This window comes from Pyxidicoccus sp. M15, assembly GCF_056858435.1.
The window spans coordinates 1,484,039-1,498,839 of sequence record NZ_CM166495.1 but is presented as its reverse complement, the minus strand read 5'-3'; the positions used below and the strand labels follow the sequence as shown (position 1 = coordinate 1,498,839).

The following is a 14,801-nucleotide window of genomic DNA, read 5'->3' as shown; positions in this document are numbered from 1 at the left end:
ACGCGACATGCCTCCCAGGAAAATCCCCAAGCACCTCTTCCTGGAGCTCAAGAGCGAGACGGAGGACTACCCGGCGCAGCTCAAGAAGCTTCGGGAAGAGAGACAGAAGTCTGGCAAGCACCTCCGCGTGCCCAGCAAGCGCCTGGTGCGCAGCGGCTTCAGCCAATACAGAGGCCCCGCCTACGTCCACCTGCACCGTGGCAGGGACCTCTACAACGTCCATCCTCTGGAGTACCTGCGCCCGCTCCTGGGCGGCAAGGCCACCTCCATTCCTGCTCCTGCAAGGCCGTGGCGGCTCCTCCAGGATGAAGCTGGCTGGAAGAACGAGGTCCGCTTCCCGGAAGGCGGCGCCTTCCCCGGCTCCAAGAATTTCTTCAACGTCGACCGGAACAGGCCCATCGACATCAAGGGGGTACTCAAGGGCTTCGCGTCCTTCCACCTGCCCTACAGCTGGAGCCCCCACCACCTCGTTCCCATCGAGGTCTTCAGCACCAGGGCAGGCGACGACCCCACCTTCACCGAAGAGGTGGCCCAGGCCATCCATGACTCCGGCTATGACGTGAACAACGGCCACAACCTGATGCTCACGCCCAGGAGCACCTATGACATTGCCTACCACTGCGTCATCCCGCACCAGGGCGGCCACCCGAACTTCAATAGCTATGCCCTCAAGGACCTGAAGAAGGTCAACCGCGCCGTGAAGGAAGAACTCGATGCTGTACGACGAGACCCGAGTCGCAAGCACGATGCCTTTCTCGACGTCGCGGTGGACAAGCTCTTCGAGGCAGAGACCGACTACTGGAACAAGCTTCGGGACCTGGGCCGCGATGTCGTGGCCTCACTGCTCAACGCAAGCCATCGGGTCCGGGATGAGGACCGGCTGCTCAAGAAAGTCGAGACGAAGAGGAAGACCCTGTGGCAACGGGTGAAGCTGGGATGAACACAACAGATGCGAAGGCGTGGTGGGTGCTCAGCACCGGGGGCAACTCGGGAGCCGTCATCTGGGGACTCCCCGAGGGCAGCCCGGAGGAGTACCACTTCTTCAGCGGCCACCGGATGAGGGACCAGTTCCCCCAGGATGGGAGCGTGCGGTTCTCGAAGAGGTTCCGGTCCCAGAAGAAGCTCTTCGACTCGGTCACGAGCCTGTCGAGCATCCCCATCGTCTCGGGCCGCATCAAGCGCATCCTGGAGTCCTTCAGCCCGAACGACTGCGAGTTCCTGTCCGTCACCATCCTCGACCACAAGGGTGCGGTGGCCAGCAAGGACCACTTCGTGCTCAACCTGCTCCGGAGCGAAGACATCATCGACATGGAGCGGTCGAACTACAAACGGGATGGGTACAACCCGGACAGGATCGACCGGCTCTACAAGCTCTACCTCCAGCCGCACGCCGTGCCCGCCGACGCGCGGGTCTTCCGGGCCAGGACGATGATGGACTGCTACTTCCTCCATCAATCCGTCGTCGACGCATTCACCCAGGAAGGCATCACCGGCCTGCGGCTGTTCCCCGCGGACGGCTGGGACGGCAACGACATGTAGTGGAGGAGTCATGCGCATCCACTTCCAAGAGCTGCGCGAGGACGCGGCACGAGACCTGGAGGAGCTGCTCGACGGTTTCGACCCACGAGCTCCCGCCGACCGCCTCGTCACGCAGGTGAAGCAAGCCTGTCTCCACCTGCACACGGTGGCCGTGGCCACCCTGCTCCTCGAAGGTCAGGTCCAGGACTTCCACCTGAACCTGTGCCGCGCCGCGGAGAACTGGCGCCGGCTGCTCACCCATCTGCGCTCGCACGGCCAGCCGCTTCCTCCCGCCACCGACAACACCCCACTGCTGGGAGCCATGGCCGCGGGACACTGGGAGCTCGCGCGGGCGCTCTCTCGCGCCTCCCCCCACGAGCGTCAGGAGGACGAGTATCCGGATGACTTCGACTGGGCCGTCCTGCTCCAGGAGCTCGTCCTCGCGGAGACAGGAGCCCCTCACCGGCTCGACGAGCAGCTCCAGCGGCTCGAAAACTCCGGCGCGCGCACCCATGCGGAGCGACTCGAGGTGGTCCGCGCCCTTAAGGCCCGGGATGCCGCGGCCTTCATCACCGCGTTCGAAGCGGCCGTGGTGGCCCAGGGCATCCTCATCGAGGAGCTCGCCGGCACCTTCACGACGCCCGTCCGGGAGTTCGCTGCGCACCGCTACCTCTGGTTCGACGGTCTCGCACTGCTGCGCCTGGCGGAACGCAGGGGCCTGCCCTGCCACGAAGAGCGGTTCCTCTACTGTCCGTGGCTCGCGAGACTGCCCATGCACCCCGTCGACCCGGAGGACTGGGACTGGGTGGTTCCTCTCGCCACCTGACCTCTTGTCCACTCGCACGCTGTCCTGCCAGGCGTACAGCCCGTGAAGCCCACCCTCTGTCCACCGCCCATCACTCCGGACCTCCCGCGGACATGTAGGTCTGTCCTCCAGCGAGCTACAAGCTTTGTGGACCCAGTTTTTAAGGCTTCCTGTCGCGAAATTTAGGCTTGATTTCCGCGCCCCAAATGTAAATACCTGCGCCCACGGATTTAGCGCGCCGCGTATACGGCGTGGAACCCGGCCTTGGGAGGCACGGACATGGAGACGAAGGGCCTGCGGACGTTCCTGGAGATTCCCTACGACGAGCTGGAGGAGAAGAACCTCCGCGTGAAGGAGCAGCGCCTCAAGCACGAGTCGGCGGACAAGGTGCGCGAGGAGCGCATCAAGTACCTCACCGACGAGCGCAAGCTGAAGGCCGTCACCGTGTGCTTCACCGACCTCGAGGGTCGGATGCACATGCTCGACTACGACAAGAAGTTCCTCCTCAAGAGCGCCGACAACCTCACCTTCGACGGCTCCTCCATCCGCGGCTTCTCGCAGCAGGCCGAGAGCGACCTGCGCCTGAACATCGACTGGGGCTCCTTCTACTGGCTGCCCTCGGACATCTTCGGGCCGGGCAAGGTGCTGGTGTTCAGCGAGGTGCTGGAGCGCGACGGCACGCCGTACCACGCCGACCTGCGCGGCCAGCTCAAGCGCGTCACCGAGGCCATGTACCAGAAGGACGGCACCGTGTTCCACGCGGCGCCGGAGGTGGAGGGCTTCCTCTTCAAGGGCCGTGACGCCGAGCGCCACTACCACGAGACGGGCAAGTTCGAGTTCATCTCCACCGGCGGCTACTACCACTCGCTGCCGGGCGACCCGCTGCGCGCCTTCATCGACAAGGCCGCCGAGGCCCAGCGCGCCATGGGCTTCCAGAACGAGAAGGACCACCCCGAGGTGGCCCCCAGCCAGTTCGAGATGAACTTCTCGTACAGCGAGGCGCTCGTCTCCGCCGACCAGATCCAGCTCTACAAGCTCCTGTGCCGCCAGGTGGCCGCGCAGATGGACACCACCGCCTGCTTCCTCCCGAAGCCGGTGACGGGCGTCAACGGCAACGGCATGCACATGAACATGTCGCTGTCCAAGGGCGGCAAGAACCTCTTCTACGACAAGGGCGGCCAGGACGGCCTGAGCGCCATGGGCTGGGAGTTCATTGACCGGCTCCTCAACAACGCGAACGACATCTGCCTGACGCTCAACTCCAGCGTCAACGCGTACCGCCGGCTGGACCCGCACTTCGAGGCGCCCAACCAGATCAAGGCCAGCGCCAACAACCGCGGCGCCATGGTGCGCATCCCCTACGGCAACGAGCGCAGCGCGCGCGTCGAGTGCCGCTCGGTGGCCCCGGACGCCAACCCGTACCTGGTGCTCTACACGCTGCTGCGCACCGGCCTGGAGGGCCCGCAGCCGCAGGAGGACGCGGAGACCAAGCGCAGCCGCACCCGCTTCCTGCCGGACAACATCTTCGACGCCGTCCGCCTCTTCAAGGGCAGCCAGTTCGTCGCCAGCATTCTCGGTGAGAACGTGCAGGGCAAGTTCGCCGAGCTGAAGACGGCCTCCGCCGAGCGCTGCCCCAAGCAGCTGGGCACCCGCGTGAAGGAAGCCGAAATCATGTTCCACCACGAGGTCACCAACCAGTACATCTGGAGCCAGTTCTAGGCTCCCGGCGCCGCGGGCGCCCCGGCACCTGCCCGGGGCCTCGCGAGCCGCAGCAGCACCAGGCCCGCCACCACCGTCAGCGCGGTGGTGGCGGCCTCTCGCGCGGTGGCGCCGTACGCCACCAGCGTCAGCCCCAGCACCAGCGTGGGCACGGCCAGTACGGCATGCAGCGGCGCAAGGCCGCGCTCGCGCCGGAAGGCCAGCGTGGCCAGCGCGGCGGCGGTGACGCCGTACTGCATCAGCACCGCGATGCTGGAGAGCGCGAACAACTCCGACAGGTCGCCCAGGTTGACGAAGAGCAGCACCAGCGCCCAGGTGACGGCCAGCGCCCGCACGGGCACGCCCGCCGGGGACATGCCGTCCAGGCCGAAGAGCGTGCGCTCGCCGGCCGCCAGCGCCGACAGGTAGCGCGGCGTCGTCACCATCATCCCCAGGCAGATGCCGAGCGCGGAGATGCTGGTGCCCGCCCCCACCCACCTCGCGAGCCCCGCCCCGCCCCACACGCCCGCCGACGCGGCCAGCGGCGCCGGTGACGTGGCCAGCGCCGGCAGCGCCGCGACACACGCCCAGACGAGCCCCACGTAGAGGAGCACCGCCACCAGCAGCGAGCCCACCGTGGCCAGCGGCACGCTGCGCGAGGACGAGCGCACCTGCCCGGCAATCACCGGGACGATTTCGAAGCCCTGGTACGCGAACATCACCGTCAGCCCCGCGCGCAGCCACGCGGTGTCACCGGCGCCCGCGGCGACTACTCCCGGCACGGGGCCCGCCGCGCCCGCCACCGCGAGGAAGGCGACGAGCAGCGCGGCCAGGGGCAGCAGCTTCAGCACCGTGAGCCCCGTCCACGCCCGCGCCGACACGCGGATGCCCGAGGCCACGACGCCCGCGAGCACCGTGGCGAGCACGGACGACAGGGCGCGCTGCCCCACCGGCCCCGCAAGCCCCAGCGAGGGCGCCAGGGCCTGCGACAGCCCGGCCACCACCGCGGCGGTGCTCAAGAAGGCGCTGACATAGGCCACCCAGCCCACGAGGAAGGAGGCCCGCTCGCCGAAGGCCGTCCTCGCGAAGAGCACCGGCCCGCCGTCCGCGTCGAAGCGGCGGCCCAGCACCGCGAAGGCGAAGGCCACCGGCACCAGTGCCAGCCCCGTCAGGGCGAAGGCGAGGATGGCGGCCGCGCCGGGCGCCTGGGCGGCGACCTCGGCGGGGGCGAAGAAGATGCCCACCCCGACGATGCCGTTGACGCCGAGCGCCAGCAATTGGAGCGGGCCAACAGGACGCTCTTGCGACGGGGCGGGGGCGGTTGCGGAAGCGGGCACGCCCGGAGTTCACTACAGGCCCGCCTCCGGCACCAACCCGCCAGGGACGGGCCGGGCCGATATGTCGGGAGCCTTCGAGCGTTGCCCCGTCAGGGGGGCACTGGCTCGACACGGTCCGACGCCTGCCCGGCTGCCAAGGAGAACGAGATGCGTCTGTACGGGATGCTGCTGGGGGTGGGACTGGCGTGCTCGGGCTGTGCGACCCTGACCCGGCCGCTGGGGGCCGTCCGCGACGACGAGACGGGGGAGTACGAGACGCCGAAGGAAGAGACGGTGTACCTGGTCCCCATCGAGGACGCGATGATGATGACCCGTCGCATCCTCGAGGAGCAGCGCTACGACGTGCTGGAGAAGGAGGGCGGGATGGAGATGTTCACCTCCGCCCAGGAGCCCGGGAAGAACATCGCGGGCTCGCGAACCTTCGAGCGCTACTACATCCGGGGCGAGAGGGTGGGCCCCCGGCAGTCGCTCGTGCGCGTCTTCCGGCTCCGCTACGACGAGACCAACAGGGTGCTGGAGATTCCGCACCAGGCCCTGGGCCCGAGCGATGAAACGCGCGGCGCCGTCAATGACCCCGACCACCCGTTCGACGCCAACCGCGTCGTCAAGTCGTCGCCCGGCTCGCAGTCGGCGATGCACAAGTACAACGCCAACCCGTTCCCGGACGCGCCCGGCATCGAGGGCTTCCAGCTCGTGCGCGGCAACCGGGACGTGGGCATCGAGCACACGCTGCTGGAGCGGCTGGAGATGGTGCCCTCGCTGGAGCTGGTGGGAGGCAATACCTCCGTGCCCGCCCGCTCCGTGGTGCTCGAGGGCTGGGCGGAGGCCTCCGAGACGGAGCCCGCGCCCCAGCCCGAGTGCGGCGCGCCGGTGGATGGCGCGGCGCCGCTGATGGCCCGGGGCCAGACGCTGCTATTGGCCGACCCGCTGGGCACGCGCGAGCTGCCCTCCGCCGCGCTGCGCATGCTGTGTGAGGCCGCGTCCCAGGGGATGCCGGTGACGCTGGCCCTCTCGCTGCCCGTCGCCGAGCAGCCGCTGCTGGACACGTACCTGGCCAGCGCGGGCTCGTCGCACGACGCGCAGGAGCTGCTGCGGGGCAGCTCCTTCTGGCGCCGCACGCACCAGGACGGGCGCAGCAGCCGCGCCATGCTGTGGCTCGTGGAGCAGGCCCGCAGGCTGCGCGCCTCCGGCAAGACCGTGTCCCTGGTGGCCTTCGACGTCGACAAGGGCAAGGGCAACGAGCGCGAGGCGCAGATGGCGCAGAACCTGCTGGACGCCCGGAAGAAGAACGCCGACGCGTGGATGCTGGTGCTGGCCGGCGGCACGCACGTGCGCACCTCCAGCGTGGGCTGGGACAGTGGCTACGAGCCGCTCGGCATGCGGCTGGCGAAGGCGCTGCCGTCGGTGAAGGCGCTGGACGTGGGCTTCACGCGCGGCTCGCAGTTCTCCTGCCGCTACAACGTCTGGGATGCCGTGGAGTGCAACGTCTTCGCCATCAGCCCGACGAAGCAGGCGCGGCAGGCGTCGACCGTCTCTCCCGGCGTGCAGCTCTACCCCGAGTCCCAGCGGGAGGGCTTCAACGGGCGGCTCTACGTGGGCGCACTGAATGCCTCGCCCCCGGCGCTGCAGGCCGGCGCCGCCGCTGTCAGCAGCGCTCCCGCGAGCCCCGGGGAGTAGGGCCGCGCAGGGCGCCGGACGGACCTCCCGGCGCCCCGCGGTCGTGCCTGCTACGGGCTGACGTAGACGGGCACGAGCACCTCGGCGAAGTGGCCGGCCGCGTCTCGCGGCCTGCACGCTGGGTCATCCAATCGGTTTTCACACGCCGAGGCACTCCGCGTGTCAGGCGGGCCATGCGGAGGGTGGAGGGCGGCAGCCGCTGCCAGGGCCGGCAAGCCTTGCCGGGCCCGGGGCCCGCGTTCGCGGCAAGGCTTGCCGGAGGTGCGCGGGGCTCCCTGGGAAGGGGCGCCGGCCGGGGCTGGCATCGCGGTTGCTCTAGGGGTCTGCACGCACGCATCCCCGGCCCGCATGACGCGGCTTCGCACGGGAGACGCGCGGCCCAAGGAACAGTCCCATGAAGAAGACCCACGGTTTCGTGTCGAAGTCCGTCGTTGCCCTCGCGATGCTGAGCGCCCTGCCCGCCGCCGCCGGTACGGCGAGCTACCCGGGCTCGCTGTGCACCTCCGTGTCGGGCTTCGGCGCGCCGACCATCTTCCGCAGCGGCCGCCTCCTCAACCAGTCGGCCAGCGCCATCGAGGTGGTCTGCCCCATCCAGCGCAACGTCGTCGCCCCCTACTTCACGGAGGACATGTCCGTCTCCGTCACCGTGAGTGACCCGCACATCAGCGCGGATGTCTGCTGCACCGGCTACGTGGCCGACAACGATGGCTCCACGCTCGCCTACGACGAGGCCTGCACCCCGGCGGGCACGGCGGACCTCACCAATCCCCGGACGCTCACCCTCAACCTGCCCTCGGTGAACGCGTCCTCGAACGGCTACCTGAGCCTGCGCTGCGAGCTGCCGGCGCAGTCCACCACCGCCGGCGTGAAGTACTCCTCCGTCCTCGCCAGCTTCGTCGTCTACGAGTAACCGCCATGCGCCAGAGCCGCTGGGGAGTCCTGGGTTCGGCCGTCGTCGTGGTGGCCGCCGCTGGAGCGTGGAGCATGAGGGGGAGTGCGCCGGAAGCGGCCACCGCGCCCACGGTGGCCACCGAGGCCCGGGCCCCCGCGGAGCTGGAGCGTGAGCTGCGTGCCTTGCGCGCGGAGCTGGAGTCGCTGCGTCAGGGCCAGGGGCGCCTGACGCGGCAGGTGGAGTCCGTGTCGGCCCCCACGCCGGTGGCCGCGCAGGCCACCGGGCCTGAAGCACCGCCGTCCGAGGAGGGCAAGAAGTCCGAAGCGGAGGAGCGGGCCGCGGCGGAGGAGGTCCGCAAGGAGCGGCTCATGGAGCTGGACGCCCGGCTGGAGGCCGCCGTCCAGACGGAGGCCCGGGACGTGACGTGGGCGGGAACCACCGAGGAGAAGCTCAGCGGCGCCTTCCACGCGCCCGAGCTCATCGGCTCGCACCTGACCCGGGTGGACTGCCGCACGAAGCTGTGCGTGCTGGAGGTGGAGCATGACACGCCGGAGGCCCGCGCGGAGCTGCTGATGTCGCTCCAGCGCTCGGCCGGAATCCGGGGGGCGCAGGCGGTGCTACGGCCCGCGGGTGACGGCACCCGGCTGGCGTCTCGCGTCTACCTGTCACGTCCGGGTGAGCGCCTGCCGATGAAGTCCCACCCGTGAGCTTCGCGACCCCACCTCCCTGGAGGCGGCGAGCGGCCCCGCCGCCCCCGGGTTGCTCCCCTCGGCGCGGGCGTGCCAGCATGGACGTCCGCGCGATGTCCGTCCCGCACCCCAGCGCCCGCGACACCCGGCCCCTCGGGGCCACATCGGAGTCGTCCGAGTCTGGCGCCGCGTACCTGCTGGTGCTGGAGGGCGACTCCTCCTGGCGTTTCCCCCTGCCCGACGAGGGCATGGTGCTGGTGGGCCGCGACGAGCAGGCGGACCTGCGGCTGCGTGACGACAGCGTGTCGCGCCGCCATGCGCGCATCCTCCTCACGGAAGACGGCGCGCGCGTGGTGGACCTGGGCAGCCACAACGGGACGTCCATCAACGGCCGGCCCGTGGACAGCGCGCAGCCGGTGCTGTCCGGGGACGTGCTCTCCTTCGGCGCGGTGGTGGCGGTGGTGCGCGCGCGCACGCGGGCCACGCCCGCCCGCCGGGCGCTGGAGGCGGAGCGGCTGATGGGGCAGCTGCGCGAGGAGGTGGAGCGCGCGCTGCGCTACAGCCGCCCCCTGACGATGCTGGTGCTCGCGCTGCCGGACGCGGGCACCGCGGGCCGCGAGGCGGTGGAGGCGGTGCTGGCCACCGACGCGGGCCCGGCCGAGGCCGCCGGCTGGCTGGACGCCACGCACCTGCTCTGGGTGCTGCCCGAAGTCTCGGGCGAGCCGGGCGAGGAGGGGCTGGGCGAGCGCGTGGAGGCGCTGCTGGGCGCCTGTCCCCAGGCACGGCTGGGGCTGGCCGCGTGCCCCGCGGATGGCTGCGACGTGGAGTCGCTGGTGGCCGCCGCGCGCACCGCCGCGCAGACGGCCGCGCCCGGGGCGTGGGCCTCCGCCGACGAGGGCATCACCCGGCTCGCGCTGGGCGAGCGCACCGTGCTGGTGGCCGACCCCGCCATGGGCCAGCTCTACGCGCTGCTGCGCCGGCTGGCCGCCAGCGAGCTGCCGGTGCTGGTGTGCGGCGAGACGGGCGTGGGCAAGGAGAACGCCGCCTTCGCGGTGCACCACTGGTCGCCCCGTTCCGCCGGGCCCTTCATCGCCGTCAACTGCGCCGCCCTGCCCGAGGGGCTGGTGGAGAGCGAGCTGTTCGGCCACGAGCGCGGCGCCTTCACCGGCGCCACCACCACGCGCACGGGCCTTTTGGAGAGCGCGCAGGGGGGCACGGTGTTCCTGGACGAAGTGGGCGAGCTGCCGCCCTCCGCGCAGTCCAAGCTGCTGCGCGCGCTGGAGGTGCGCCGCATCACCCGCGTGGGCGACGTGCGCGAGCGCCCCATCGACATCCGCGTGGTGGCCGCCACACACCGGGATTTGGAGGCGGAGGTGGCCGCCGGGCGATTCCGCGAGGACCTGTACTTCCGGCTCGGCGCGGCCACGGTGCTGCTGCCTCCGCTGCGTGAGCGCCCGCGCGAGGTGCCCATGCTGGCGCGCGACTTCCTGGCACGGGCGTGCCGGGCACTCGGGCGCAGCGAGCTGGAGCTGGCGGCGGGCACGCTGCTCGCACTGGCGCGCCATGGCTGGCCCGGCAACGTGCGCGAATTGCGCAACCTGATGGACTACGTGGCGGCGGCGGTGACGGGGGACGTGGTGGAGCCGCACCACCTGCCGGCGCGCATGCTGGGGCGCGGGGCCGCTTCCACGGCCGCACCGCCGCAGCCGGCGCCTCCCGCGCCTCCGGTGGCGGAGACGGCTCGGGGGCCGCGGGTGCCGCTGGCGCAGGAGATTCGGGAGCTGGAGCGCCGGCGCATGCAGGAGGCGCTCGACGAGGCGGAGGGCGTGCAGACGCGCGCGGCGGCGCTGATTGGGATGCCCATCCGCACCTTCTCCTTCAAGCTGAAGCAGCTGGGCCTGGTGGCGCGTCCTTCGCGGAAGGGGACGCCTACCGGATGAGCGCGGGCCCCGGGCTGCTGGAGCCTCCTCGCGAGTTCGAGGAGTACCGGCTGCTGCGCCCCCTGGGGCACGGCGCCATGGGGCAGGTGTTCCTGGCGCAGGACACGCTGCTGGAGCGGCTGGTGGCGGTGAAGTTCATCGCCACGCCCGCGGGGAGATTGCCGGACGCGGCGGCCCGGGCGCGCTTCTTCCAGGAGGCTCGCGCGATTGCGCGCCTGCAGCACCCCAACGTGGTGGCCATCCACCGCGTGGGTGAGGTGCGTGGACAGCCGTACCTCGTGTCCGAGCTCGTGCGCGGTGAGCCGCTGGACCGGCTGGCCCGGCCCGTGGAGGGACGGCAGGTGCTGCGGCTGGGTGTGGGCCTGGCGCGAGGGCTCGCCGCCGCGCACCGGTGCGGCGTGCTCCACCGCGACATCAAGCCGGCGAATGCCATCCTCTCCGAGGATGGTGAGGTGAAGCTGCTCGACTTCGGATTGGCCGAGCAGCACGAGGTGGCGCGGGCGCAGCTGGACGGAGCGACGGAGCACGCCGCCCCGGAGCGGCCCGTGGATGCGAAGGCGCGGGAGACGCGGCCCGTGGACACGCGCCCGCTACCCGGTGACCTGCAGCGCGCTCCGCAACGCGCGGACGAGGCCCCGGGCGCGCTCGCGGTGGACACCCGCCCGCTGCCCGGTGACCTGCAACGCGCTCCAGCACGCGCGGGCGAGGCTCCGGGCGCGCCCACCACGGTGGACACCCGCCCGCTGCCCGGTGACCTGCAGCGTGCTCCGCAACGCGCGGCGCATTCGACGGGCCCCTCGCGCGAGGAAAGAGCCGCCGCGCCCGACACGCAGCCTCGGCCCGGGGTCGTCTCCACGCCCGGGGACGCACCGCCGAGCTTCGGGACCGCGCCGTCCGGCGACGTGACGCGCACCTCCTCCCCGGCCCAGTGGCGGATGGTGCCCGGCACCCCGCTCTACCTCGCCCCCGAGCTGTGGCGCGGTGAGCCCGCCAGCCGCGCGAGCGACGTGTACGCGCTGGGCGTGGTCCTCTACGAGCTGTGCGCCGGCGCCCCGCCCTACCAGGACGTCTCGCTCGAAGACCTGGGCCGCACCGTGCTGGAGCACCCGCCCGCGCCGCTCGCGACGCTCGCCCCCGGACTCCCGCCCGGGCTCGCCGCCGTGGTGGACCGCTGTCTCGCCGCCGAGCCCTCCCGCCGCTTCGAGTCCGGGGACGCACTGCGCGAAGCCCTGGAGGCGCTGGCCGTCCCCGAGCGCCCCGCCAGCGCCCTGCCCTCCGGCAACCCCTACCTGGGCCTGCGCGCCTTCGACGCCGAGCACCGGGGCGTCTTCTTCGGTCGCGAGGCCGAGCTGCGCGAGGTGGTGGACCGGCTGCGCGGTGAGGCCTTCGTCCTGCTCGCGGGCGACTCCGGCGTGGGCAAGTCCTCGCTGTGCCGCGCGGGCGTGCTGCCCCTCGCCGCGGCTTCCGGCCTGGAGGAAGGCGGGCCCCCTCGCGTCGTCGTCTCCTGCACGCCCGGGCGCCGCCCGCTGGAGGCACTGGCGGAAGCACTGTCCCCCGTGCTGGATGAAGGCGCGGACGCTCTGCTCGCCCGCGTGGCCACGGAAGAGCCCGGCGCCCTCGCGCGCGCCCTGCGCCGCCGTCCCGCGAGCGCTCCGCCCGTGCTGCTCTTCCTCGACCAGCTCGAGGAGCTGGTCACCTTCTCCGAGCCCGCCCAGGCCGCGCGGCTCGCCGAGGAGCTGGCGCTGGTGCTGCGCCGCGCCCCGCGCGTCCGCGTCCTGGCCACCGCGCGCAGCGACTGTCTCACCCGGCTCGTCGCGCTGCCCGGCCTGGGCGAGGAATTGCCCCGCGCGCTGTACCTCGTGCGGGCCCTGACGGAGCACGGCCTGCGCGAGGCCGTGGAAGGCCCCGCCCGCGCGCTGGGCGTGCGCTTCGAGTCCCCCGCCATGGTGGACGCGCTCGTCGCCGCCGCCGCTCGCGCCGACGGCGGCCTGCCCATGCTCCAGTTCGCGCTGGAGGCGCTGTGGGAGGCACGCGACAGGGAGCGCCACCTCATCCCCGCCGCCGCGCTGGAGGCCCTCGGCGGCGTCGAGGGCGCGCTGGCCCGCCACGCGGACGCGGTGGTGGCGCGGCTGCGGCCGGAGCAGCGTCCCCGTGCACAGGCGCTGCTGCTGGAGCTCGTCACGCCCGAGGGCACCCGCGTGCGCCGCACCCGCGAGGAGCTGCTGCGCGGGCCCGGCGACGACACCGGGCGCGCGGTGCTGGATGGGCTCGTGCGCGGCCGGCTCCTCACCGCCGGAGAGGCCGAGGGCGGCGAGGGCGTCTACACGCTGGCCCACGAGAGCCTGGTGACGGGCTGGGACACGCTGCGCGGCTGGCTGGGCCAGGACGAGCAGCGCCGCGCCGCTCGCCACCGCCTGGAGCGCGCCGCCGCCGAGTGGGAGCGCCTGGGCCGCCCCGTGGAGCTGCTCTACGGCGAGCGCCAGCTGTCCGAGGTGCGCGCCGTGGGAGCCGCCGCCGAGGGGGCTCGCGAGCAGGACTTCCTCGCCCGCTCCGAGCAGACCTTCCGCCGCCGCCGCGCCGCCCGCTGGGCGGTGGCCGTCGCGGTGCCGCTGGTGCTGCTGTCGGCGGTGGGCGTCACCCGCGTGCAGGCCCGCGCGCAGCTGGAGGCCCGCATCACCGGGCACCTGGGCGAGGCCCGCCGGTACCGGGACGCCGCCCTCGCGCGAGGCGCCGAGGCGGACCGGCTCCGCGCCGAGGCCTTCGCCCTCTTCGACACGCCGGGACAGGACCGCCGCGACGCCGCCGAGGCTCTATGGTCCCGCGTGCTGACGGAGGAGCGCGGCGCCGAGGCGAGCGCACTCAAGGCCATGGCCGCGCTGGAGACGGCCTGGGGCCTGGACCCGGGAAGCGCCCGCGTGAAGGAGCCGCTGGCGGACCTGCTGGCCCACCAGGTCGAGTGGGCCACGCAGCGGCGCCAGCCCGAGCAGCGCACGCAGTGGCTCGCGCGGCTGGCGGCGTACGACGACTCCGGGACACGGAGCCACCTGCTGGAGGCCCCGGCGCGGCTGACCCTCGTCACCTCGCCTCCGAGTGTGAGCGTGCGGTTGCTCGGCACCGGGCCGGACGTCCCGGAAGGCCGCGTCCTGGGCGAGGCGCCGCTGCGCGACGTGGAGCTGCCGTCGGGCTCGCATCTCCTGCTGCTGGAGGCCCCGGGACACGCCCCCGTGCGCGTGCCCGTCCTGCTGGAGCCCGGTGAGCGCCTGGAACTGGAGCTCACGCTTCCGGAAGCCTCGGCCGTGCCGGAGGGCTTCGTCTACGTGCCCCCCGGACGCTTCCTCCAGGGCGTGTCGGAGAGCGAGTACCTGCGCCGCTCCTTCTTCTTCGCGCCGCCCCTGCACACGGTGCGGACGGGCGCGTACCTCATCGCCCGGCACGAGGTGACGTTCGCCCAGTACATCGCCTTCCTGGAGACGCTGCCCCCGGGCGAGCGCGCCGCGCGCATGCCCGGCGCGCGCCTGCGCTCCAGCGTGGTGGACCTGTCACGGAAGGCGGATGGCCGGTGGCGCCTGGACCTGCGTCCGGCCGCCGCGAGCTACAGCGTGCGCGACGGAGAGCCGGTGCGCTACGGCAAGCGCAGCCGCCGCGCGGTGCAGGACTGGCTGCGCTTCCCCGTGTCGGCCATCTCCTTCGACGATGCGCTGGCGTACGTGGACTGGCTCGACAAGACGGGACGGGTGCCCGGCGCGCGCGTCTGCACGGAGCGCGAGTGGGAGCGGGCCGCCCGGGGCGCGGACGGGCGGCGCTACCCCTCCGGCGAGTGGCTGGCCCCCGACGACGCCAACCACGACGTGACGTACGGCCGCGAGTCCTGGGGCTTCGGCCCGGACGAGGTGGGCAGCCACCCGCGCTCGCGCAGCCCCTTCGGCGTGGACGACCTGGCCGGCAACGTGTGGGAGTGGACGCGCTCCGACGTGGACCCGAAACAGCCCGCCGCGCAGGGCGGCAGCTGGTACCAGAGTGACTTGACGGCGCACTCCGCCAACCGGGACCGCGTGGAGCGCACCCAGCGTGAGGCCCTCATCGGCATGCGCGTGTGCGCCACGCCCCGGCCCTGAGCCGCCCCCCCGGCAAACCTTGCCGACAGGAGCCGCCGTCACCCCGGCAAACCTTGCCGGCAGGCGCCGCCCGCGAGAACCGCCGGCGAGTCACACCCGACCGAGGACTTCCACGCGAGGGCGTTGGTGT

The 14,801-nt window shown here is 72.4% G+C and carries 10 protein-coding genes; 9 read left to right on the top strand and 1 reads right to left on the bottom strand.

Annotated features, from left to right (window positions below; genetic code table 11):
• The first annotated feature begins 7 nt into the window (after positions 1-7).
• The 4 genes from ACX9TP_RS06010 to ACX9TP_RS05995 all read left to right on the top strand — a co-directional run bounded on the left by ACX9TP_RS06010 (position 8) and on the right by ACX9TP_RS05995 (position 4,042).
• Complete coding sequence (locus tag ACX9TP_RS06010) at positions 8-940, top strand: hypothetical protein (RefSeq protein ID WP_482978758.1); 933 nt, start codon at positions 8-10, stop codon at positions 938-940.
• Positions 937-1,539, top strand: coding sequence for an imm11 family protein (locus ACX9TP_RS06005; RefSeq protein ID WP_482978757.1), 603 nt, complete (start codon positions 937-939; stop codon positions 1,537-1,539). The genes ACX9TP_RS06010 and ACX9TP_RS06005 overlap by 4 nt, the downstream gene beginning before the upstream one ends.
• A 10-nt stretch (positions 1,540-1,549) precedes the next feature.
• A complete protein-coding gene (locus ACX9TP_RS06000; RefSeq protein WP_482978756.1) occupies positions 1,550-2,344 on the top strand; it encodes a hypothetical protein in 795 nt (264 codons plus the stop codon).
• Positions 2,345-2,602: 258 nt separating this feature from the next.
• The gene (locus tag ACX9TP_RS05995) at positions 2,603-4,042 is read left to right on the top strand and encodes a glutamine synthetase family protein (RefSeq protein ID WP_482978755.1); all 1,440 of its coding nucleotides are present in this window, start codon (positions 2,603-2,605) and stop codon (positions 4,040-4,042) included.
• On the opposite strand, the gene ACX9TP_RS05990 is transcribed toward ACX9TP_RS05995, so the two are convergent.
• Positions 4,039-5,358 (bottom strand): APC family permease, encoded by a 1,320-nt coding sequence (locus tag ACX9TP_RS05990; RefSeq protein WP_482978754.1) that lies wholly within the window; start codon positions 5,356-5,358, stop codon positions 4,039-4,041. The genes ACX9TP_RS05995 and ACX9TP_RS05990 overlap by 4 nt on opposite strands.
• A gap of 147 nt (positions 5,359-5,505) precedes the next feature.
• Here ACX9TP_RS05990 and ACX9TP_RS05985 point away from each other — a divergent pair, with 147 nt between their 5' ends.
• The 5 genes from ACX9TP_RS05985 (at position 5,506) to ACX9TP_RS05965 (ending at position 14,671) form a co-directional block, all read left to right on the top strand.
• Positions 5,506-7,035, top strand: coding sequence for a TraB/GumN family protein (locus tag ACX9TP_RS05985; RefSeq protein ID WP_482978753.1), 1,530 nt, complete (start codon positions 5,506-5,508; stop codon positions 7,033-7,035).
• Between the two features lie 394 nt (positions 7,036-7,429).
• On the top strand, positions 7,430-7,945 hold the full coding sequence (locus ACX9TP_RS05980; protein WP_482978752.1) for a hypothetical protein: 516 nt from the start codon (positions 7,430-7,432) through the stop codon (positions 7,943-7,945).
• A 74-nt stretch (positions 7,946-8,019) separates the two neighbouring features.
• Entirely contained in the window at positions 8,020-8,634 is a 615-nt protein-coding gene (locus tag ACX9TP_RS05975; RefSeq protein WP_482978751.1) for a hypothetical protein, read from the top strand.
• Between the two features lie 95 nt (positions 8,635-8,729).
• The gene (locus ACX9TP_RS05970; protein ID WP_482978750.1) at positions 8,730-10,556 is read left to right on the top strand and encodes a sigma 54-interacting transcriptional regulator; all 1,827 of its coding nucleotides are present in this window, start codon (positions 8,730-8,732) and stop codon (positions 10,554-10,556) included.
• Positions 10,553-14,671, top strand: coding sequence for an nSTAND1 domain-containing NTPase (locus ACX9TP_RS05965; protein WP_482978749.1), 4,119 nt, complete (start codon positions 10,553-10,555; stop codon positions 14,669-14,671). Before ACX9TP_RS05970 ends, ACX9TP_RS05965 begins: the two co-directional genes overlap by 4 nt.
• The last annotated feature ends 130 nt before the right edge of the window (positions 14,672-14,801 follow it).